This is a genomic window from Sphingomonas sp. SORGH_AS_0879, assembly GCF_030819175.1.
Lineage (GTDB): Bacteria > Pseudomonadota > Alphaproteobacteria > Sphingomonadales > Sphingomonadaceae > Sphingomonas.
On record NZ_JAUTBJ010000002.1, the window covers coordinates 833,499 to 851,377 of the forward strand.

The window sequence follows — 17,879 nt, forward strand, 5'->3', positions numbered from 1 at the left end:
CTTTGCTTGCTCCCCGATCCATTGCGCCGTTCGCGTCATCGACGTTGCCGTTCTTGCAGCGCGATCTTTCCCATTTTCCCGTCCCCAAACGGCCGTTTTGGGAAGGCGTGATCGGGAACAGGTTTTGGGAAAGCGAAGCCCGTAATGTCCATCAGCATGAACGGCGCAACCGGATCTTGTCACTGGTTCCCAATCGGGAAGCCGTTTGCAGTTCACACCTATTTGTGAAACAACATGTCATGCAAACCTGCGGCTATAAGCATCGACGTTCATTGATCGGTCTATTGACCTGTGTGGTTATGCTGTCAGCTTGTAGTGCGGGACCGCATCACGCGCCGGTTTCAGGTGGCAACTCAATGATGTTTTTTCCACAACGGAACGGTTCTGTTGGCGCAGTCCTAATTAACACTGGCACCGTGTCCGGAAATAAAGTGAGAAAGGAGGGCGAACTAGAGCCCTCCAATACGGTCACCAACCAGCCATGCCGGGATGTTACGGGCGGAACAGGCGGGGCGCACCTTATAAAACAAGATTGCCCTCAACTGCAATCAGATATTCGGGAAAGTATCGCCACCATTGTTCGCAATGAACGGGTGACTGGTGGTGCCTGTCCTAGCGGAATGGCCCATTTACGCAGTGGCGGAAACGCGGATCTTTCGAAGGACTATGTGTGCACGCCAAACGCTGGCGCTACTAATTCAAGAAAATGAGTTTAGTTGGTGAGGATTGCTACTCATTGAGGATAGTCAGCTAATTCCCAAAATCCGATCCCTTCGGAAATGGCCCCTCCTCCGGCATCGTCGTTGCTCCCCACTCTCGACGCGAACCCCACCCCCGCTCAGCCCTGGTTCAGCACGGTTGCGCTTTGATTGCTCCCGGCTTGCCGCTACACAGGCGGTTCGCTTTTCTGGTCCAGGACCCTCGATGCCCCGTACGCTGCCGAAACGTCCGCTTCTGACTGCTACTGCCATTGTCGGCGCGCTGGCCATGGTGCCGATCACCACCTCCGCGATGGCGGCGGTGGACAGCTCGACGGTCCGCCAGTTCGACCGGTTCCTCGACGTCTATAACCGGATCAAGGCCGATTATGTCGACAAGGTCGATGACGACACGCTGATCAAGGGCGCGATCCAGGGAATGCTGGCGGCGCTCGACCCGCATAGCAGCTATGTCGACGCGCTCGATTTCGACAATCTGAAGATCCAGACCGAGGGCAATTATGGCGGTCTGGGCCTGACCGTCTCGATGGAGGACGGCGCGATCAAGGTCATCGCGCCGCAGGAGGATACCCCGGCGGGCCGTGCGGGGGTGAAATCGGGCGACTATATCACCCATATCGACGGCAAGCTGATCTATGGCCAGTCGCTGGACGAGGCGATCGGCCAGATGCGGGGCAAGCCGGGCACCAAGATCAACCTGACCATCGTGCGTCCCGGCCGCGACAAGCCGATCGAGCTGACCCTGGTACGCGAGGTCATCGTCCAGCGCCCGGTCAAGTGGGAGGTGAAGGGCGATGTCGGCTATATCAACATCAACACCTTCTCCGAAAATACCGGCGCGGACACGCGCGCGGCGATCATGGCGATCGACAAGGCGCTGGGGCATCGGCCGCTGGGCTATGTCGTCGACCTGCGTGACAATGGCGGCGGGTTGCTGACCCAGGCGATCGCGGTCAGCGACGCCTTCCTCGATCACGGCGAGATCGTGTCGCAGCGCGGACGCGAAAAGTCGGATATCGAGCGCTATTATGCCAAGCCCGGCGACGACGCGCATGGCCTGCCGGTGATCGTGCTGACCAATTCGGGCACCGCCTCGGCGTCGGAGATCGTCGCGGGCGCGCTCCAGGATCATCACCGCGCGCTGGTGATGGGCGAGCGCAGCTTCGGCAAGGGGTCGGTCCAGACGCTGCTGCCGCTGGGGCCGGAGACGGCGCTCCGCCTGACCACCGCGCGCTACTACACCCCCTCGGGCCGGTCGGTGCAGGAGGGCGGGATCGAGCCGGACATCAAGGTGCCGCAGATTTCCGACCCCGATTACAAGACGCGTCCCGTCTTCCGCGAGGGCCGATCTGCGCCGCCACCTGATCAACGAGGTGAAGGCCGATAACGCGATCCTGGAAGAGGATACCAAGGACGATCCGCGCTTCGCGATGACACCCGAAGCGTTGAAGAAGCAGGGGGTCGAGGACTTCCAGCTTTATTATGCGCTGAAGACCGTCGCGCGGCTGGGCGGACCAGACCAGGTCGCCGCCGCCACCAAGCCGCCGGTGAAGTGACGATGAGCACCCCCCGCACCCGCAACGAGACACGGGCGAACCTGATCGCCTTCTTCCTGCCGCTGGCGCTGCTCGCCGGGGCTTGGGGCAGCCAGGTGTTCGGCGGCCTCTACCCCTGCGAGATGTGCCATTGGCAGCGCTGGCCGCATTACGCCGCGCTGGTGCCCGCACTTGCCGCCTTCTTCGTGGCCCAGCGCAGCATCCGGGGATCGCTTGTCATCCTTGCCGCGTTGTTGATCGCGGTATCGGGGGCGATCGGTGTCGCCCATGCCGGGGTCGAATATGGCTGGTGGCAGGGCTTTACCGCCTGCACCTCGACGGTGAACCTGGATGGGTTGAGCGCGACCGACCGGCTGAATGCGATCATGCATGCGCCGGTCATCCGCTGCGACGTGGCGCAATGGACCCTGGGCGGGATTTCGCTGGCCGGGTTCAACGCGCTCCTGTCGCTGGGCGGCGCGGCGGCGATCCTGGTGTTGATGAGGAAGGCACGATGAGCCAGCTTCGCTGGATGCCGGGCGACCGGCGCGAACCGATGAAGGCGATGGTCCGGGTGGACCAGGCCGGGGAATATGGCGCGACCCGCATCTATGCGGGGCAATTGGCGGTGCTGGGCGACCGGCACCCCTTCGCCCGCGCCATCCACCACATGGCCGAGCAGGAGGAGCGTCACCGCGCCTTTTTCGACCGGATGATCGCTGAGCGCCGGGTTCGCCCGACGCTGTTCCAGCCCTTCTGGGACAAGGCGGGTTTCGCGCTGGGTGCGATCACGGCGGCCATCAGCCCCAAGGCGGCGATGGCCTGCACCGCGGCGGTCGAGACCGAGATCGACAAACATTACCAGGCGCAGCTCGACGAACTGGGCGACAGCGACGCCGAATTGTCGAACGCGATCGCCGATTTCCAGGCCGAGGAACTGGAGCATCGCGACCATGCGCTGGGCGCGGGCGCGGAGGAGGCGATCGCCTATCCGGTGCTGTATGGATTGATCCGGGCAGGCTGCAAGGTCGCGATCGCCGCGGCCAAGCGGGTCTGACGTCGGACGAGCGGGAGAGAGAGGATGTTCCACCGTTCATGGCGCTGGGCAGCGCTGACGAGCTTGGCGATGGTTGAGGCGGGCGGTCCCGTCATGGCGCAGCAGGTCGCGGCACCGGGCGCGATCAAGGCCAAGCCGATCGAAGGACCGGGCGAGGTATCCCGCAACGCGCCGGTCAACGGCGTGCTGACCCTGTTCGGCAACGAACGCTGCCCGACCGACACCAATGGCAACGAGATCGTCGTCTGCGTTCGCCGCAGCGCCGAGGAGCAGTTCCGCGTTCCCAAGGAGCTTCGCGAGCTTCAGGTGACGCCCGAGAATGAAAGCTGGGCCGCGCGCGCGACCGGTACGCTCAACGAGGGGACCGGTGTGAACAGCATCGGCAGTTGCTCGGCGGTCGGCGCGGGCGGCGCGACGGGCTGCTTCGTCCAGCGCGCGCGGGAGAATCGCGCGGTCAACGCCCAGCGCAAGCGGGACGAGGAACCGCAGAATCCTTGATCGCGTCCTCCCCGGAATGGGGAGGGGCATGAGAGGGGGATTTCCGCGAGGGTGACCTGTGCGGAATCCCCCCTTCACCATGCTGCGCATGGTCCCACTCCCCTTACAGGGAGGAATGGTGCTTGTTGATAGGGCGAGACGTGCGCTTCGACTTCGCTCAGCGTGAACGGGGGTTGGGATACCCTCCCACCCTCCGTTCGGCCTGAGCGAAGTCCAAGGCCATGGGTCAGGCCGCCTCCGCCTGCACCCGCGGGCTCTGCGCGATACGGTCGTGCGCGATTCCACGCGCGGCATGGTGCGGGGTCAGCCCGGCACGCTCGGCCTGGGCGAGCACGGTCTTCATCCGTGCGCCGATCGCCAGGACGCGACGGCGGACCTCCGGCTTGCGCCAGCCCAGATACTCGCCCGCGACATTGACGATCCCGCCCGCATTGACGAGGAAGTCGGGCGCGTAGAGCACGTCGCGTTCGGCCAGGCGTTCCGCCATGCCGTCATCGACCAGTTGGTTGTTGGCCGCGCCGCACACCACGCTGGCCTTCAGTTCCGCAACGCTCCTGGCATTCAGGACACCGCCGAGCGCACAAGGCGCCAGCACATCGACCCTCGCCGACAGCAGCGCGCGGCTGCTCATCACCATCGCACCGAACCGGTCGGCGGCGCGCGCCGCGACCTCGCTGCGCGGTTCGGCGACGACCAGCTTGGCTCCCGCCTCGTGCAGCAATTCGCACAGGGCATAGCCGACATGGCCCAGCCCCTGCACCGCCACGGTCACGTCGGACAGCTCCGCCCCCAGCCGGTGGCTGACGGCGACCTGCATCGCCTGCATCACGCCCAGCGCGGTCCAGGGCGACGGATCGCCACCCGGCTGCGCGCCCTTGGCGGGAAGTCCGGCGACATGGCGGGTCTGAGTGGCGACCTCGCTCATGTCGGTGACGCTGGTGCCGACATCCTCGGCGGTGACATAGCGGCCCTTGAGCGCGGCGACTTGCCGGCCGAAGGTCCGGAACAGCGCGGCCCGGTCGAACGGTCCATCGGGCAGGCAGATCACCGCCTTCCCCCCGCCAAAGGGCAGTTCGGCCAGCGCGTTCTTGAGCGCCATGCCCTCGGCCAGCCGCAGCGCGTCCAGCGTGGCGGTGTGGTGATCGGGATAACGCCACAACCGACACCCGCCCGCCGCCGGTCCCAGGGTGGTCGAATGGAGCGCGATGATCCCCCGCGCGCCGCTTTCCCGGTCATAGAATGTCACCACCTCTTCGGGCGGCAGATCCTGGTGATGTTGGGCGGTGAACGACATGCGGTGATCCCTGAATGGTCTGACGAGGGGAGTGATAGCGCAGGATGCGAGGCGAAACTGGCCGCATTGCATGGACGAATGCGCTATTTTCGATTGAATATACCTATAAATAAGACATAAACGGATAATCATGCCGCATAATCTCGATGTCTGGGAACGGCGTATCCTCGCTCTGCTTCAGGAGGATGCCAGTCTGTCCACCGCCGCCATCGCCGAAGCGGTGGGTCTGTCCGCCTCGCCCTGCTGGCGGCGGATTGACCGGCTGGAACGCGACGGGATCATCAAGCGGCGGGTGGCACTGGTCGACCGTGCCAAGGTCGGGCTCAAGGCGCAGATCTTCGCGCAGGTGAAGCTGAATGCCCATGGCCGCGCCAATCTCGACGAATTCGCCGCCGCGATCCGGGACATCCCCGAGGTAATGGAGTGTCACGTCCTGATGGGCTCGGTCGACTTCATGCTGCGTATCGTCGCGGCGGACATCGAATCCTATGAGCGGTTGTTCTTCGAGCGGCTGTCGAACCTGCCGGGCGTGCAGGAAATCAACTCGACCGTCGCGCTGTCGGAAATCAAATCGACCAGCGCACTGCCCATTCCGGCGGGATAGGTCCGATCATTCCTCCCCTTGCGGGGGAGGAAAGGGGGCGATAGCGGCGGCGCAGCGAGAGGAAGGCGATGATAAGGGGCAAGGGCTTGAGCGGCATCCGGATCGGCCTCTTCCTGCTGGTCTGGTTCTCGGGGAGCTGGTTCGGGTCTTGGGAGCTGAACCCCAACAACGCCACCCGATTGTTCGCCACGGTGCGCATGGTGGAGAACGGCACCGCGACGATCGACCCGATGGCGCCGCTGACGATCGACAAGGCGCAGTTCGGGGACCATGTCTATCTCGACAAGGCGCCGGGCATGACCCTGATGGCATTGCCCGCCGTGGCGATGGTCGATGCGATCACCGGCGACCGGGCGGACCGGCATCCGATGTCGGCGGGGGACGAAGGCTTTGTCCGTTATCTTCGGTTGCGGACGCGGGTCGCTTCAGCGCTGGGCTCGGCGCTGCTGACCGCGATCGCGGCGGTCCTGTTGTTCGACCTGGGCCGCCGCGTGACGGGGCAGGCGGGCGCGGGGCTGTTCGCGGCGCTGGGCTATGCACTGGGGACGCCGATCTGGGGCTATGCGACGACCCTGCTCGGTCATGCCAGCGTCGCGGCGCTGTTCGTCATCGCGCTGGCCGCCATCGCGCGCGGCGGAGGGCGATGGCTGGCGGTGGCGGGGCTCGCTCTGGGCTGGGCCGTGGTGGTCGAGTATCAGGCGGTGCTGGCGGGATCGCTGATCGGGCTATGGGCGCTATGGCGTGATCGCCGTGACCCCATGGTGCTATGGCCGTTGATCGCGGGGGGACTGATCGGGCTGCTGCCGCTGTTCGCCTATAATCTCTTTGCATTCGGGACGCTGTTCCGAATCGGCTATTCGGGCGTGGTCGGGTTCGAGGGGATGAACCGGGGGCTGTTCGGCCTGACCGCCCCCGATCCGCGCGTGCTGTTGGCGATATTGGCGGGGCCGACGCGCGGGCTGATCTGGGTCGCGCCGATCCTGGTCCTGGCACCCTTCGGACTGTGGCGGCTGGGGGAGGAGCGGGAGACGCGCGGGTTGGCGTTGACGGCGGGCGGGGTGGCGCTGGTCGCGCTGCTGGTCAATGCCGCCTATGTCTATTGGGAGGGCGGCAATGCGACGGGCCCGCGCCATGCCATGCCGCTGGCGGGGGTGGCGGCGCTGGGCCTCTCGCCCTTCTGGGCAGCGACACGGTCGTTCTGGCTGCGCGGGGTGAATGTCGCGTTCCTGCTGGTGTCGATCGGCATCAACCTGACCATCGCGGCGGCGGAAATCTTCGCGCCGCCGCCGTTCCGCTGGGCTTGGTGGGACGCGGTGATCCAGCAGCATTTCCGCTTCGGCGACCTCCGCACCGTCGCGTCCGAATGGTGGGGATGGACCCCGTGGAACGGCCTGGCACTCTGGGCCCTGATCGCCGTCCCCTTGTCGCTGTGGCTGGTTCAGTCCTGCGCGCGCTTGAGCCCGCGCACCCGGTGCCAGACATAAAGGCCGATCAGCACGACCAGCACGATCCCGATCGCCAGATCGGCGCGGTGAAAAAAGGCTTTCACGCGCGGGTCCGAATCCCATTTCTCCCCCAATTCGCGCCCGACGATGGCGAGGACCAGGCAGAAGGGCCAACTGCCGATGAAGGTATAGAGGTGGAAGGGGACCAGTCTCATCCGCGCCACCCCCGCCGGAAAGGCGATGAAGGTGCGGATGACGGGCAGCAGCCGCCCGATCAGCACCGCGATCGAACCATAGCGCGCGAAGAACCGGTCGGCCGCATCCAGTTCGCCGGGCCCGATCAGCAGATATTTGCCCCAACGTTCCGCCACAGGGCGTCCGCCGCGCTTGCCGATCTCATAGGCGACGATCGAGCCGAGGTTGCACCCCAGCGCCCCCGCCGTCGCGGCGAGGTAGAGGTTGAACTGTCCGGTCGACACCAGATAGCCCGCGAACGGCATGATGATTTCGGAGGGCAGCGGGATGCAGGCGCTCTCGATCGCCATCAGCAGCATGATGCCCAGATAGCCACCGGTGGAAATCACCCAGATGGCGAAGCTCGCCAGCGCGGAAAGAATATGCTCGACCATGGGGCCAGCGACTTGCGCGATCGGGGGGCGGGGGTCAATCGGAACCGGCGCGCGCATCGGTCGGTTTGGGACGCCATGACCATGCTGACCCTGAACGACGGCCGGTCCATGCCCCGAATGGGGCTGGGCACCTATCAGATTCCCGATTCGCAGGTCGCGCTGGTGGTGCGGCGCGGGCTGGATACCGGATACGGGCTGGTCGACACCGCCGCCATCTATGGCAATGAGCGGGGAGTGGGCGACGGTCTGCGCGACGCCGATGTCTTCCTGACCACCAAGCTGTGGAACGACCGCCACCGTGATGCCGAAGCGGCGCTGGACGAGAGCCTGGCGCTGTTGGGCGTCGAGGCGGTAGACCTGTATCTGATCCACTGGCCGGTGCCTGCCGAGGACGCCTATGTCGAGGCGTGGCGGAGCCTGATCGGCTTGCGCGAGGTGGGCAAGGCGACGTCGATCGGCGTATCGAACTTTCTCCCCGAGCATCTCGACCGGATCATCGAGGCGACGGGCGTGGCGCCCGCCGTCAACCAGATCGAACTCCACCCCCGTTTCCAGCAGCGCGAGGCGCGCGCCTATCACGAGGCCAAGGGCATCGTCACCCAAAGCTGGAGCCCGTTGGGGCGGGGTGGCGATCTGCTGCAACTCCCCGAGATCGTTCGGATCGCGGAGAAGCATGGCCGTTCGACGGCGCAGGTGGTGCTCGCCTGGCATCTGGCGCATGGCCTGTCGGTGATCCCTAAAGCGGCGGATGCGGCGCACATGGCGGACAATTTCGCGGCGAGCGAACTGACGCTGGACGACGAGGATATCGCCGCGATCGATGCGCTGGACGATGCGGACGGGCGCATCGGGCCTGATCCCAGGGAAATGTAAGGGCGCTCAGGCCCCCCGCAAATATCCGGTCCGCTCCACGAAGCCGCGAATGGCGGACGCATCGTCATAGGGCAGCTCGATCAGCGTCCTGATCGCCGCCCGCTTATCCTTCGCGGCGTCATAATGGCGGCGCGCGATCCGATAGCCGACGAAATAGCCCAAGTCGCTGACACCGAAGGGATTGGCGGCGCTGTTCCACAGCCAGTTGTCGTAATCGTTGCCGCCCATCTCGATCACGAAACGCGCCTTGATCGCCGCCTCGTGCGATGGGCCATATCTATAGACCGGCAGGGCGGGCTTGCGACCGGTGATCAGTTCGGCGACCAGTTCCGCCACGCCTTCGCGCAGCGATTGCTGGAGCAAATTACCCTGCGTCTCCTGCTGCTGCGTATGGACATATTCGTGGATATTGTTCTGCGCATTGTTGGCGAAGGGGCGCGATCGGAAAAATGTGCCCAGCCGGGTCCGCAGCGGCTCGGGCAGTTCGGATACGTCGACGCTTTCATCCCCCAGCCCCAGTTCCGCGCCGATCAGCACCTTGTCGCCGACCGTCGTGCCGCCGGTGCGCAGCACTCCGATGGCATAAGTGATGGTGGCGGGGCGGAGTTGGGGATAGAGGCGGCGGAACCGCTCCACATCGCCATTCAGTGTCGTCGTGGCGTCGGCCGACCGTGCGGTCAGGGGACGGACCGAGGCCCAGAATTTGGGCCATTTGGCGATGGCGTCGACATATTCCTGCGCCGTGTAGCGTCGCGCCGCCATCAGCGCGTGAAGGCCGGGTGTGCCTGGATCGACGTAGAGCGTCTGGATCAGCCGCAGCCGATCGGCGGGAGTGGCGGCGTTGATCGCATCGAATGCGCGCCAGAAACGGGCGATATCCGTATCGACCACCGGTGTCGTCCGAACGGAGGATCGCACTATCGAAGGCGGCTTCTGCTGCGCTCGAGCGGGCGTGGCGAATAGGACCAGAAGTCCCGTCAGGACCATGCCGGTCCATCGAAAGTCCATCGCCATGTTTCCACCCCCGTCATTCCGCTTATGTCACGGTCTGGACGAAAATGGGGCCATATCCAAGCCGTGTCGTTAGCCCAAAGCTTCCGCCGCCAGCTTCAAATCCTCGACGAACCGCGCATATTCCACCTTCTTCGCCTCCGGATCGGGCAGGCGGAGCAGATAGCTTGGGTGCACGGTAATAAAGGCCATGCCGCCATCGGGCAGGGTCAACGCTTTGCCCCGCGCGTGCGCGATGGTCATCACCTTGCCGAACAGCGAGCGCGCCGCCGTCGCGCCCAGCGCCACCGTCACCTGCGGCTGGACCAGCAGCCGTTCCTGCTCCACCCACCAGCGACAGGCCTGGATCTCGCCCGCATTGGGGGAACTGTGGATGCGGCGCTTGCCGCGCGGCTCGAACTTGAAATGCTTGACCGCGTTGGTGACATAGGCCCGCGCGCGGTCGATCCCGGCCTCCGCCACCGCGCGGTCGAAGACCTGGCCGGCGGGCCCGACAAAGGGATGGCCCGCCAGATCCTCCTGATCGCCAGGCTGCTCGCCGACGAACATCAGCGGCGCGTCGACCGGGCCTTCGCCGAACACCGTCTGGGTGGCGGGCGCGTGGAGCGGGCAGCGGGTGCAGCCCATCGCCTCGTCCCGCAACGCCGCCCAGGCGCCTTGCGCATTGCCGCCGCGGCCCGTCCGCACATCCGTTCTGGCGGTGTCGATCATGCCCGTCTCCCGCGCCTGCGCTCCTGCGATCAGTGCTGAGACCAACGCGGTTTCCGGCATGTTTTTCCAGTATTTGCGCGGCATCTCCTTGAGCATCGCGCCGATCTTCACGCGCGCGGGGTTGAAGATGCTGGCATAATAGGTCTTCCACACCGCCTCGGTCGGATCGCCCTCCGGCGCGTCCGCCCGGGTCGCGCCGGGGCCCTCGGACAGCGTCTTGCCGTCCCAGTGCAGCGACACCTCGGGCGTCAGGATCGACCAGCGCATCGTGGTGAAGCGGTTGACGAAAAAGGCCGCATTGGCGCGCACGATATGATGTTCGGGCTCGAACCAGGCGACATAGCGTAAGCCCTCGTCATCCTCGGTTTCGCGAAAACGGAGAAAGGCACGCATCTTGTGGATGTCGCGTCGCACCGCCTTGGCCAGTCGATCGAGCCGGCGGACCAGTGGGTCGGCCTGATCCTCGATCAATCTGGGCTGGCGGCGCAACCGGTCGAGCGCGGTGTGGAGCAGCGCGAAACGCTGCGGGTCGTCGGACAGGATGACGCTGCGCGCGAGGTCGAGGAAACCGCGCGACACGGAGAAGCGCGGGGCGTCTGTGGCCGGGGCCTTTTCCGCCACCGCGCCGAACAGGTCGCCGGCCTGTTCGCCGACCTGCCACACCACCTGATCGGGCGGCACGCTGTCGGCGATCAGCCCCCGTGCGGCGTCGCGCCAGGCGTCGAAGTCGTCGGGGGCGGGGAGGGTGACGATTCGCATGGGTTAGTGGCGGTGAGCGGCAATCGCCCACCGATCCTCCCCGGTACGGGGAGGTGGCAGGCCGCAGGCCTGACGGAGGGGGGGCTCCCCATAGGTCGTCCTTTGCGGCTCTCCCCCTCCACCATGCTTTGCATGGTTCCCCTCCCCGTGCCGGGGAGGATCAAGGTCATCGGATATCAATCGCGATCGTCCCCGCCGGGCGGGTTGGCCTTGGCCTCCTTCGCCTCGATGGGTTTGCGCGTCTCATAGATTTCGGCGAGCTTCTGTTCGGTCGCGTCGTCGAGTTCCTTTTCGGCGGCGGGGAACATCTCTTCCTCCTCCTCGTCGATATGATGCTCATAGCGATGACGCATGTGGAAGAATTTCGATTCCCATTCGTCCGAGGCGAAGTCGAGGTCCATCATCTCGCCCAGCAGATCGTCGATCTCCTTATGCTCGGACACCGAATGGCGGGCGTCGTCGCGCAGTTCGGGTTCGCCCAGCATCGTGGCGTAGAGCGATTCCTCCTCGGCGGCGGCGTGGCTCTGGATCTCGATGCGGAACGCCTCGAACAGCTTCTTGCGCTTGGCCCCGTCGCCCTTGAGTTCGGCGAGTTGTTTCAGCATCTCGCGCTGCTTGTCGTGATCGCGCTTCAGATCGGCATAAATGTCGGCGGTCGCCATCGCACTATCTCCTTCGCGAAGCCCAACGGCGAAGCGCGGTGCTCGTTTCACCCGCGAATCACTCTCACTCAGGCGAAGAGTTCGAGTTGCGTGTCCTTCGGTTTGACCAGCGGTTTCAGGTCCGCCCGCTCGGCCAGCGCGACCGGCCGCCAGTCCTCCGCGATCAGGAAAGGGCGCAGCTTGGCGATCGACACGGTCAGCCGTCCCACATCCTCCAGCCGCAGCCGCCGCCATTTGCGGCTGGCGATGATCCGGTCCACCGCCTTCACCCCCAGGCCGGGCACGCGCAGCAGCATCTCGCGCGGGGCGCGGTTCACATCGACCGGGAAATGCTGCCGGAATTTCAGCGCCCAGGCGAGCTTGGGATCGATGTCGAGCGGCAGCATCCCCGTCGCCTCATCGGCGGCGGCGGCGACTTCGCGCGGTTGATAATCGTAGAAGCGCATCAGCCAGTCGGACTGATACAGCCGATGCTCGCGCATCAGCGGCGGGCGTTGCAGCGGCAGCACGGCCGAGGCGTCGGGGATCGGGCTGAACGCCGAATAATAGACGCGGCGAAGGCGGAAGCGGTCATAGAGCGTCGCCGCGCGTCCGACGATATCGCGGTCGGTCGCGGCGTCGGCGCCGACGATCATCTGGGTCGACTGGCCTGCGGGGGCGAAGCCGGGGGCGGATTTGTACTTCTTGGCAGCATCCTGCCGGTCGTCGATCGCGGTCTTCACCTCGGCCATCGCGCCTTCGATCCGGGCCGCATCCTTTTCGGGAGCGAGCCGCTTCAACCCGCCGACCGTCGGCAGTTCGACATTGATCGACACGCGGTCGGCATGAACCCCGGCCAGCCGGACCAGTTCGGGATCGGCGTCGGGGATGGTCTTCAGATGGATATAGCCGCGAAAGCCATGATCCTCGCGCAAGCTTCGCGCCACCTCGACGATCTGCTCCATCGTGTAGTTGGAGGACTTGATGATACCCGAGGAGAGGAACAGACCCTCGATATAATTGCGCCGGTAAAAGGCGAGGGTGAGGTTCACCACCTCGTGCGCGGTGAAGCGCGCGCGGCGGACGTTGGAGGATTTGCGGTTGATGCAATAATGGCAGTCGAAGATGCAGCTGTTGGTGAGCAATATCTTCAAGAGCGAGATGCAGCGGCCGTCGGGCGCATAGGCGTGGCAAATGCCCATCCCCTCGGTCGAACCGATCCCCTTGCCATCGCGGCTGTCGCGTTTCGACGTGCCCGAGGACGCGCAGGAGGCGTCATATTTGGCGGCGTCCGCAAGGATCGCCAGCTTCTCACGAGTGTCGAGTTGCGCCATTTGTTCGATATACGTTCTCACGGGGCGCGGAACAAGGCGCAGGCCGCCGGTCATCGTTCGTACAGCCCGGCTGGTCCACGCATAGGGCGCATGGAGGGAGTTGGACGATGCGGAAGGTGATGATCGCGCTGGCGCTGTTGGGTATGGCCGGACCGGTGACGGCGCAGGTCGCGACGATCCGGACGAAGACGGCGGATTATGAGTTCACCTATCGCTATCCCGCCGCCGTGGCCCGGATTCCGGCCCTGAAGCGCGGACTCGACGCCGAGGCCACCACCATTCGCCGGAACACCGCGCGTGATGCGGCGTCGGATCGGCGCGAGGCCAAGGCGTCCGGTTTCCCCTTCCGCCCCTATTCCTATGAAAAGACTTGGAAGCTGGTGACGGAGACGCCCCGGTTCCTCAGCCTGTCGAGCGACAGCTACAACTATACCGGCGGCGCGCATGGGCAGCCCGCCTCTTCGGCGCTGCTCTGGGACAAGGCGGCGGGGCGGCGGCTGGAGACCCAATCGGTCTTCGTCTCGTCGGCCGCGCTGCAAGCCGCGACCCGCACCGATTACTGCGCCCGGCTGAAGGCCGAACAGATGCGGCGCAACCAGGGGGATCTGTCGTCGATGAACGCCTGCCCGCCGCTCAAGGACCTGACCCTGCTGCTGGGATCGCGCAATGGCCGGGCGATCGACCGGATCGGCCTGATCGCCGACCCTTATGTCGCGGGCTCCTATGCCGAGGGGAGCTATGAGGTGACGCTGCCGGTGACGCGGGCGATCCTGGCGGCGGTGAAGCCCGCCTATCGCGCGGGCTTTGCGCCGGGGCGGTGAACCCGGCGGCCTTGCCACCCGCCGCGATCGCGATACGGTTGCGGGGTGGTGGCAAGGAGGACCCGGTGGAAATCAGACAGGACGACCCGAACGCACCCTATGTCGTCGATCTGCTGGCGCTGCACTTACGCGAATTGCAGGGGGCGATGGAGGGATATGCCTTCGCGCTGGACGCATCGGGCCTGTCGGCGCCGACGGTGACCTTCTGGACGGCGTGGGAGGGGGAGGCGCTGCTCGGCTTCGGCGCGCTGAAGCAACTCGACCCGCGCCATGGCGAGGTGAAGTCGATGCGCGCCGCACCGGAGGCGCGTGGGAAGGGCGTGGGACGCGCGATGCTCACTCATATCATCGGCGAGGCTCGGGCGCGGGGCTATGACCGCCTCAGCCTGGAAACCGGAACCGCGCCGCTCCATGCGCCCGCCGTCTCGCTGTATCGCAGCGCGGGGTTCGTGCCGTGCGAGGCGTTCGCGGACTATGCGCCCAGCCCGCATAACCAGTTTTTCGCGCTCGATCTGCGGGCGCGCTGACAGGGAGAGCGGGATGAGCGACATGGTGTCGGGAAACTGCCATTGCGGGGCGGTCCGATTCGAGGCGAGGCTGACCGCCGGGTTCGACACGGTCCGACGCTGTACCTGTTCCTATTGCCGGATGCGCGGAGCGGTCGTCGTCTCCGCCGAAATGGGCGGCGTCACCATCCTTCAGGGGGCGGACAGGCTGACCAGCTATCGGTTCAACACGCGGCAAGCGGAGCATTTCTTCTGCTCGGTGTGCGGCATCTATACCCATCATCAGCGGCGATCGAATCCCGATCAATATGGCGTCAACGTTGCCTGTCTGGAGGGGGTATCGCCCTTCGACTTCGCCGAGGTTCCGGTCAATGACGGGGTGAACCACCCCAGCGACACTCACCAACCGGCGCGGCTGGCCGGGGTGCTTCGCTTCGTCCGGGACAAACCCGCATAGGGGTGGCGGGCTTGTGAGGAGGAGATGCGGCTGAACGAGGTGGCCGTATGACATGGAATCGACCTGAGCCGAGCCCCTCCCCTTCAGGGGAGGGGTTGGGGTGGGGCATCACCCCCGGGCCCCTGCGTTTGTGGAAGCGCCCCACCCCCGGCCCCTCCCCTGAAGGGGAGGGGTGGATCAACCTGATGTCATCCCGCTCTAAGCGAAGCCGCCAACCTTTTTGCGCGCAGAGGCGCGGAGGACGCAGAGAAAATATGATCCTGCGGTAGCGGGCCTCACGGAATCATCGGGGGGCAAAAGTGGACTGGTGTCCGCCTCGGGCACGACAACTCTGCGTCCTCCGCGCCTCCGCGCGAACATATTCTTCGCGTCCCGCTCCAACTTCAACCCTGACGCCGACCACGCCCTTTGGTCATCGGGTCGGGTTTCTTGGGCGGTACCCAGCCTTCGGGGCGCTCTGGCCGGGACTGGCTGGTGCCCAGACCCATTGCGCCGGGTTGTTGTCGGGTCAGGCCGCTGGTGTCGACCGCCATATCCTCCGCCCCGCCGCGCAACAGGTTGATCTGGTCGCGCAGCACCCGCGCTTCCTCGAAGTCGAGGCGTTCGGCGGCGGCCTCCATCCGGTGGCGCAGTTCTTCGATAGTCGGACCGGTCATGCCGGAACAACGCTTCAGGCGGCGATGCGTGCCGCCTCGGTCTGTGCGATCCAGCCGCCGCCCAGCACCCGGTCGCCGTCATACAGCACCGCCGCCTGGCCGGGCGACACGCCATATTCGGGCGCTTCGAAGACCAGCCGATCGCCGACCATGCGGGCGGGCACGGGCTTCGCCATCGAGCGGACCTTGGCGAAGAGCGGGCCATCGAGCGGACCCAGCACGTTCATGGCCGTAAGCCGCGCCGCCTCGACCGCCAGCGCGGTGCGCGGGCCGACGACGACGCGCTTCGTGTCGGGCTCCAGCCGGACGACATAGAGCGGCTCGGGGCTGCCCCCGATCTCCAGACCGCGCCGCTGGCCGACCGTATAGTGGATCAGTCCGCGATGCTCGCCCAGCTTTGCCCCCGTCAGATCGACGATGTCACCGCGCGTATCGGCCTCGGGGCGCAGCTTGCGGACGAGGCTTGCATAGTCGCCATCGGGGACGAAGCAGATATCCTGGCTGTCGGGCTTGGCCGCGACGCCCAGTCCCAGTTCGGCGGCGATCTCGCGCACGCGGGACTTGGGCAGCGCGCCGAGCGGGAAGCGCAGGAAGTCCAACTGCTCCTGCGTCGTCGCGAACAGGAAATAGCTCTGGTCGCGCGCGGGATCGGCCCCGCGATGCAGTTCCGCGCCCCCTTGGCCCTCGACGCGGCGGACATAATGGCCGGTCGCCAGACAGTCCGCGCCCAGATCGCGGGCGAGCTTCAGCAGGTCGGTGAACTTCGGGCCCATATTGCACTGGACGCAGGGGATGGGGGTGCGCCCGGCGAGATATTCGTCGGCGAAGCGGTCGACCACCTGGGTCCGGAAACTGTCTTCGTGATCGAAGACATAATGCGCGATGCCGAGGCGATCGCACACCGCGCGCGCGTCGCGAATGTCCCGCCCGGCGCAGCACGCCCCCGCGCGGCCCACCGCCTCGCCATGGTCATAGAGTTGCAGGGTGACGCCGATGGTTTCGGCCCCCGTGGCATGGGCGAGCGCGGCCACGACCGAACTGTCGACGCCGCCCGACATGGCCACCACGATCCGCCGCGCCCGGGGATCGCCCCCAAGCTGAAAATCCACCATCTGCTCCATGCGCGCGCCATACGCCTTTCGCGCGCGGCTTGCAAAGCGAGCGGCCTGCTTGCGAAGAAAAGCGGAAAATGTCCCCGCCCTTTACCCGACTTTCATATCCGTCCGATAACAGGGTGGTTCACGATCGGGATGGATTGCGCTTTTGGACCTGAGCTTCAACCGCTTTGACCGGGATGCCGAACTGACGGTGCTGCCGCCCGATCTGGCGGTGTTGATGGTTGGTGCGACGGCTCGGCAGGCTGCCAGCCGGACGGCGGCGGTGCAGGCGGGATTCGTTCGCGGCACGGCGGACCCCGTGCTGTTCGCGCCGCTCGACGGCGCGTTCAACGGCCCCATGGCACGTTATCTGGCCCGGTGGAACAAGAGTGAATAAAGCATTAACCTTTCGACTTTAGGTGATGTTCAAGCGCGTGTGTCAGGGTCGCCGTTACAGACGACATGGGGTAGGGAGCCCCGGTGAGGTTGTATGATGATCGAGAATCAGAAGATCCGTCCTGCGAAAGTGATCGGGCCGCTCGGCGAACCGCTGACCCTCGAATCGCTCCCGCCGCCCAGCACGACCCGTTGGGTGGTCCGTCGCAAGGCGGAAGTGGTCGCGGCGGTGAACGGCGGTCTCCTCTCGGTCGACGAAGTCTGCGATCGCTATGGCCTGACGGTGGAGGAATTCGCCGGGTGGCAGCGCGCGATCGACCGGTCGGGCATGCCGGGCCTGCGCGTCACCCGCATCCAGCATTATCGCTCGCTCTACGAGCGTCAGCAGAAATACTGAGGGCGAAAATAAAAACGATCGCATCGTTGACCATGTGAAAACGCTTCATCGAATTGATGGTACGGGCACGGAACAATAACCGCCATTCGCACGTCTTCCCCCCGTGTCCCGCTCGCGGGCCCAACGGAGGGAAAGACAATGGGTATTATCCTGTGGCTTATCATCGGTGGTGTCATCGGCTGGCTGGCCAGCATCATCATGCGTACTGACGCCCAGCAGGGCATCTTCCTGAACATCGTCGTCGGCATCGTCGGCGCGTTCATCGGCGGCCTGATCTTCTCGGGTGGTTCGATCAACAACGCGGGTCTGACGCTGACCTCGTTCCTCGTTTCGCTGCTGGGTGCCGTCATCCTGCTGGCGATCGTGAACCTCGTTCGTCGCGGTCGGGTGCGCTAAGCGCTTATTCGCTCCGAGCGGAATCAAAAGGGCCGTCCGGGAA

21 protein-coding genes and 1 pseudogene are annotated in these 17,879 nt (G+C 65.5%); 14 read left to right on the top strand and 8 right to left on the bottom strand.

All coding sequences use genetic code 11. The features are described 5' to 3' along the window. Positions 1-53: 53 nt before the first annotated feature. The 5 genes and pseudogenes from QE379_RS04650 (at position 54) to QE379_RS04670 (ending at position 3,809) form a co-directional block, all read left to right on the top strand. Positions 54-710: a hypothetical protein gene (locus QE379_RS04650; protein WP_306998312.1), complete on the top strand. Its 657-nt coding sequence runs from the start codon at positions 54-56 to the stop codon at positions 708-710. 277 nt (positions 711-987) lie between these two features. Further along, positions 988-2,275, top strand: a pseudogene (locus tag QE379_RS04655) (S41 family peptidase). Between the two features lie 2 nt (positions 2,276-2,277). Continuing rightward, the gene (locus QE379_RS04660; protein WP_306998314.1) at positions 2,278-2,772 is read left to right on the top strand and encodes a disulfide bond formation protein B; all 495 of its coding nucleotides are present in this window, start codon (positions 2,278-2,280) and stop codon (positions 2,770-2,772) included. Further along, on the top strand, positions 2,769-3,311 hold the full coding sequence (locus tag QE379_RS04665) for a demethoxyubiquinone hydroxylase family protein (protein ID WP_306998316.1): 543 nt from the start codon (positions 2,769-2,771) through the stop codon (positions 3,309-3,311). Before QE379_RS04660 ends, QE379_RS04665 begins: the two co-directional genes overlap by 4 nt. 24 nt (positions 3,312-3,335) lie before the next feature. Continuing rightward, the gene (locus QE379_RS04670) at positions 3,336-3,809 is read left to right on the top strand and encodes a hypothetical protein (protein WP_306998318.1); all 474 of its coding nucleotides are present in this window, start codon (positions 3,336-3,338) and stop codon (positions 3,807-3,809) included. A 226-nt stretch (positions 3,810-4,035) separates the two neighbouring features. On the opposite strand, the gene QE379_RS04675 is transcribed toward QE379_RS04670, so the two are convergent. Further along, positions 4,036-5,103, bottom strand: coding sequence for a Glu/Leu/Phe/Val dehydrogenase (locus tag QE379_RS04675; protein ID WP_306998320.1), 1,068 nt, complete (start codon positions 5,101-5,103; stop codon positions 4,036-4,038). 130 nt (positions 5,104-5,233) lie between these two features. Here QE379_RS04675 and QE379_RS04680 point away from each other — a divergent pair, with 130 nt between their 5' ends. Together QE379_RS04680 and QE379_RS04685 are read left to right on the top strand one after the other, a co-directional pair. Beyond that, positions 5,234-5,707, top strand: a complete 474-nt coding sequence (locus QE379_RS04680) for an Lrp/AsnC family transcriptional regulator (RefSeq protein WP_306998322.1) — start codon at positions 5,234-5,236, stop codon at positions 5,705-5,707. Positions 5,708-5,793: 86 nt separating this feature from the next. After that, positions 5,794-7,191: a glycosyltransferase family 39 protein gene (locus QE379_RS04685; RefSeq protein ID WP_306998324.1), complete on the top strand. Its 1,398-nt coding sequence runs from the start codon at positions 5,794-5,796 to the stop codon at positions 7,189-7,191. Here the strand turns inward: QE379_RS04685 and QE379_RS04690 are convergent. Next, a complete protein-coding gene (locus QE379_RS04690; protein ID WP_306998327.1) occupies positions 7,146-7,781 on the bottom strand; it encodes a DedA family protein in 636 nt (211 codons plus the stop codon). The two genes, QE379_RS04685 and QE379_RS04690, sit on opposite strands and share 46 nt — an antisense overlap. 75 nt (positions 7,782-7,856) lie before the next feature. Between QE379_RS04690 and QE379_RS04695 the strand changes: the two genes are divergently transcribed. Then, on the top strand, positions 7,857-8,654 hold the full coding sequence (locus QE379_RS04695; RefSeq protein WP_306998329.1) for an aldo/keto reductase: 798 nt from the start codon (positions 7,857-7,859) through the stop codon (positions 8,652-8,654). Positions 8,655-8,660: 6 nt separating this feature from the next. Here the strand turns inward: QE379_RS04695 and QE379_RS04700 are convergent, their stop codons facing one another. From QE379_RS04700 to QE379_RS04715, 4 genes are all read right to left on the bottom strand, one after another. Beyond that, positions 8,661-9,545: a hypothetical protein gene (locus QE379_RS04700; RefSeq protein WP_306998331.1), complete on the bottom strand. Its 885-nt coding sequence runs from the start codon at positions 9,543-9,545 to the stop codon at positions 8,661-8,663. Between the two features lie 192 nt (positions 9,546-9,737). Next, a complete protein-coding gene (locus tag QE379_RS04705; protein WP_306998333.1) occupies positions 9,738-11,135 on the bottom strand; it encodes a UdgX family uracil-DNA binding protein in 1,398 nt (465 codons plus the stop codon). 176 nt (positions 11,136-11,311) lie between these two features. Next, positions 11,312-11,797, bottom strand: coding sequence for a hemerythrin domain-containing protein (locus QE379_RS04710; RefSeq protein ID WP_306998334.1), 486 nt, complete (start codon positions 11,795-11,797; stop codon positions 11,312-11,314). 68 nt (positions 11,798-11,865) lie between these two features. After that, positions 11,866-13,110, bottom strand: coding sequence for a putative DNA modification/repair radical SAM protein (locus QE379_RS04715; protein WP_307003082.1), 1,245 nt, complete (start codon positions 13,108-13,110; stop codon positions 11,866-11,868). A gap of 107 nt (positions 13,111-13,217) precedes the next feature. On the opposite strand from QE379_RS04715, the gene QE379_RS04720 reads away from it, so the two are divergent. The 3 genes from QE379_RS04720 to QE379_RS04730 all read left to right on the top strand — a co-directional run bounded on the left by QE379_RS04720 (position 13,218) and on the right by QE379_RS04730 (position 14,894). Next, entirely contained in the window at positions 13,218-13,931 is a 714-nt protein-coding gene (locus QE379_RS04720) for a DUF4163 domain-containing protein (protein WP_306998336.1), read from the top strand. A 65-nt stretch (positions 13,932-13,996) separates the two neighbouring features. Further along, positions 13,997-14,458: a GNAT family N-acetyltransferase gene (locus QE379_RS04725; RefSeq protein ID WP_306998338.1), complete on the top strand. Its 462-nt coding sequence runs from the start codon at positions 13,997-13,999 to the stop codon at positions 14,456-14,458. 13 nt (positions 14,459-14,471) lie between these two features. Continuing rightward, complete coding sequence (locus QE379_RS04730) at positions 14,472-14,894, top strand: GFA family protein (protein ID WP_306998340.1); 423 nt, start codon at positions 14,472-14,474, stop codon at positions 14,892-14,894. Between the two features lie 383 nt (positions 14,895-15,277). Here QE379_RS04730 and QE379_RS04735 read toward each other — a convergent pair whose 3' ends face one another. Together QE379_RS04735 and mnmA are read right to left on the bottom strand one after the other, a co-directional pair. Then, a complete protein-coding gene (locus QE379_RS04735) occupies positions 15,278-15,550 on the bottom strand; it encodes a UvrB/UvrC motif-containing protein (RefSeq protein WP_306998342.1) in 273 nt (90 codons plus the stop codon). Positions 15,551-15,564: 14 nt separating this feature from the next. Further along, on the bottom strand, positions 15,565-16,662 hold the full coding sequence (mnmA, locus tag QE379_RS04740) for a tRNA 2-thiouridine(34) synthase MnmA (protein WP_306998344.1): 1,098 nt from the start codon (positions 16,660-16,662) through the stop codon (positions 15,565-15,567). A gap of 151 nt (positions 16,663-16,813) precedes the next feature. On the opposite strand from mnmA, the gene QE379_RS04745 reads away from it, so the two are divergent. From QE379_RS04745 to QE379_RS04755, 3 genes are all read left to right on the top strand, one after another. After that, positions 16,814-17,044 carry a hypothetical protein gene (locus QE379_RS04745; protein WP_306998347.1) on the top strand — a complete coding sequence of 77 codons (231 nt, stop codon included), beginning with the start codon at positions 16,814-16,816 and terminating at the stop codon, positions 17,042-17,044. A gap of 96 nt (positions 17,045-17,140) precedes the next feature. Beyond that, positions 17,141-17,440 carry a DUF1153 domain-containing protein gene (locus QE379_RS04750; RefSeq protein WP_267434254.1) on the top strand — a complete coding sequence of 100 codons (300 nt, stop codon included), beginning with the start codon at positions 17,141-17,143 and terminating at the stop codon, positions 17,438-17,440. Positions 17,441-17,578: 138 nt separating this feature from the next. Beyond that, entirely contained in the window at positions 17,579-17,836 is a 258-nt protein-coding gene (locus QE379_RS04755; RefSeq protein ID WP_267434219.1) for a GlsB/YeaQ/YmgE family stress response membrane protein, read from the top strand. Positions 17,837-17,879: the final 43 nt, after the last annotated feature.

Coding starts and splice junctions, on each gene's coding strand:
- QE379_RS04750 (WP_267434254.1), top strand. CDS start 17,141: ATGATCGAGAATCAGAAGATCCGTCCTGCGAAAGTGATCGGGCCGCTC.
- QE379_RS04675 (WP_306998320.1), bottom strand. CDS start 5,103: ATGTCGTTCACCGCCCAACATCACCAGGATCTGCCGCCCGAAGAGGTG.
- QE379_RS04660 (WP_306998314.1), top strand. CDS start 2,278: ATGAGCACCCCCCGCACCCGCAACGAGACACGGGCGAACCTGATCGCC.
- QE379_RS04735 (WP_306998342.1), bottom strand. CDS start 15,550: ATGACCGGTCCGACTATCGAAGAACTGCGCCACCGGATGGAGGCCGCC.
- QE379_RS04755 (WP_267434219.1), top strand. CDS start 17,579: ATGGGTATTATCCTGTGGCTTATCATCGGTGGTGTCATCGGCTGGCTG.
- QE379_RS04695 (WP_306998329.1), top strand. CDS start 7,857: ATGACCATGCTGACCCTGAACGACGGCCGGTCCATGCCCCGAATGGGG.
- QE379_RS04720 (WP_306998336.1), top strand. CDS start 13,218: ATGCGGAAGGTGATGATCGCGCTGGCGCTGTTGGGTATGGCCGGACCG.
- QE379_RS04680 (WP_306998322.1), top strand. CDS start 5,234: ATGCCGCATAATCTCGATGTCTGGGAACGGCGTATCCTCGCTCTGCTT.
- QE379_RS04715 (WP_307003082.1), bottom strand. CDS start 13,110: ATGGCGCAACTCGACACTCGTGAGAAGCTGGCGATCCTTGCGGACGCC.
- QE379_RS04670 (WP_306998318.1), top strand. CDS start 3,336: ATGTTCCACCGTTCATGGCGCTGGGCAGCGCTGACGAGCTTGGCGATG.
- QE379_RS04690 (WP_306998327.1), bottom strand. CDS start 7,781: ATGGTCGAGCATATTCTTTCCGCGCTGGCGAGCTTCGCCATCTGGGTG.
- QE379_RS04730 (WP_306998340.1), top strand. CDS start 14,472: ATGAGCGACATGGTGTCGGGAAACTGCCATTGCGGGGCGGTCCGATTC.
- QE379_RS04705 (WP_306998333.1), bottom strand. CDS start 11,135: ATGCGAATCGTCACCCTCCCCGCCCCCGACGACTTCGACGCCTGGCGC.
- QE379_RS04710 (WP_306998334.1), bottom strand. CDS start 11,797: ATGGCGACCGCCGACATTTATGCCGATCTGAAGCGCGATCACGACAAG.
- mnmA (WP_306998344.1), bottom strand. CDS start 16,662: ATGGTGGATTTTCAGCTTGGGGGCGATCCCCGGGCGCGGCGGATCGTG.
- QE379_RS04665 (WP_306998316.1), top strand. CDS start 2,769: ATGAGCCAGCTTCGCTGGATGCCGGGCGACCGGCGCGAACCGATGAAG.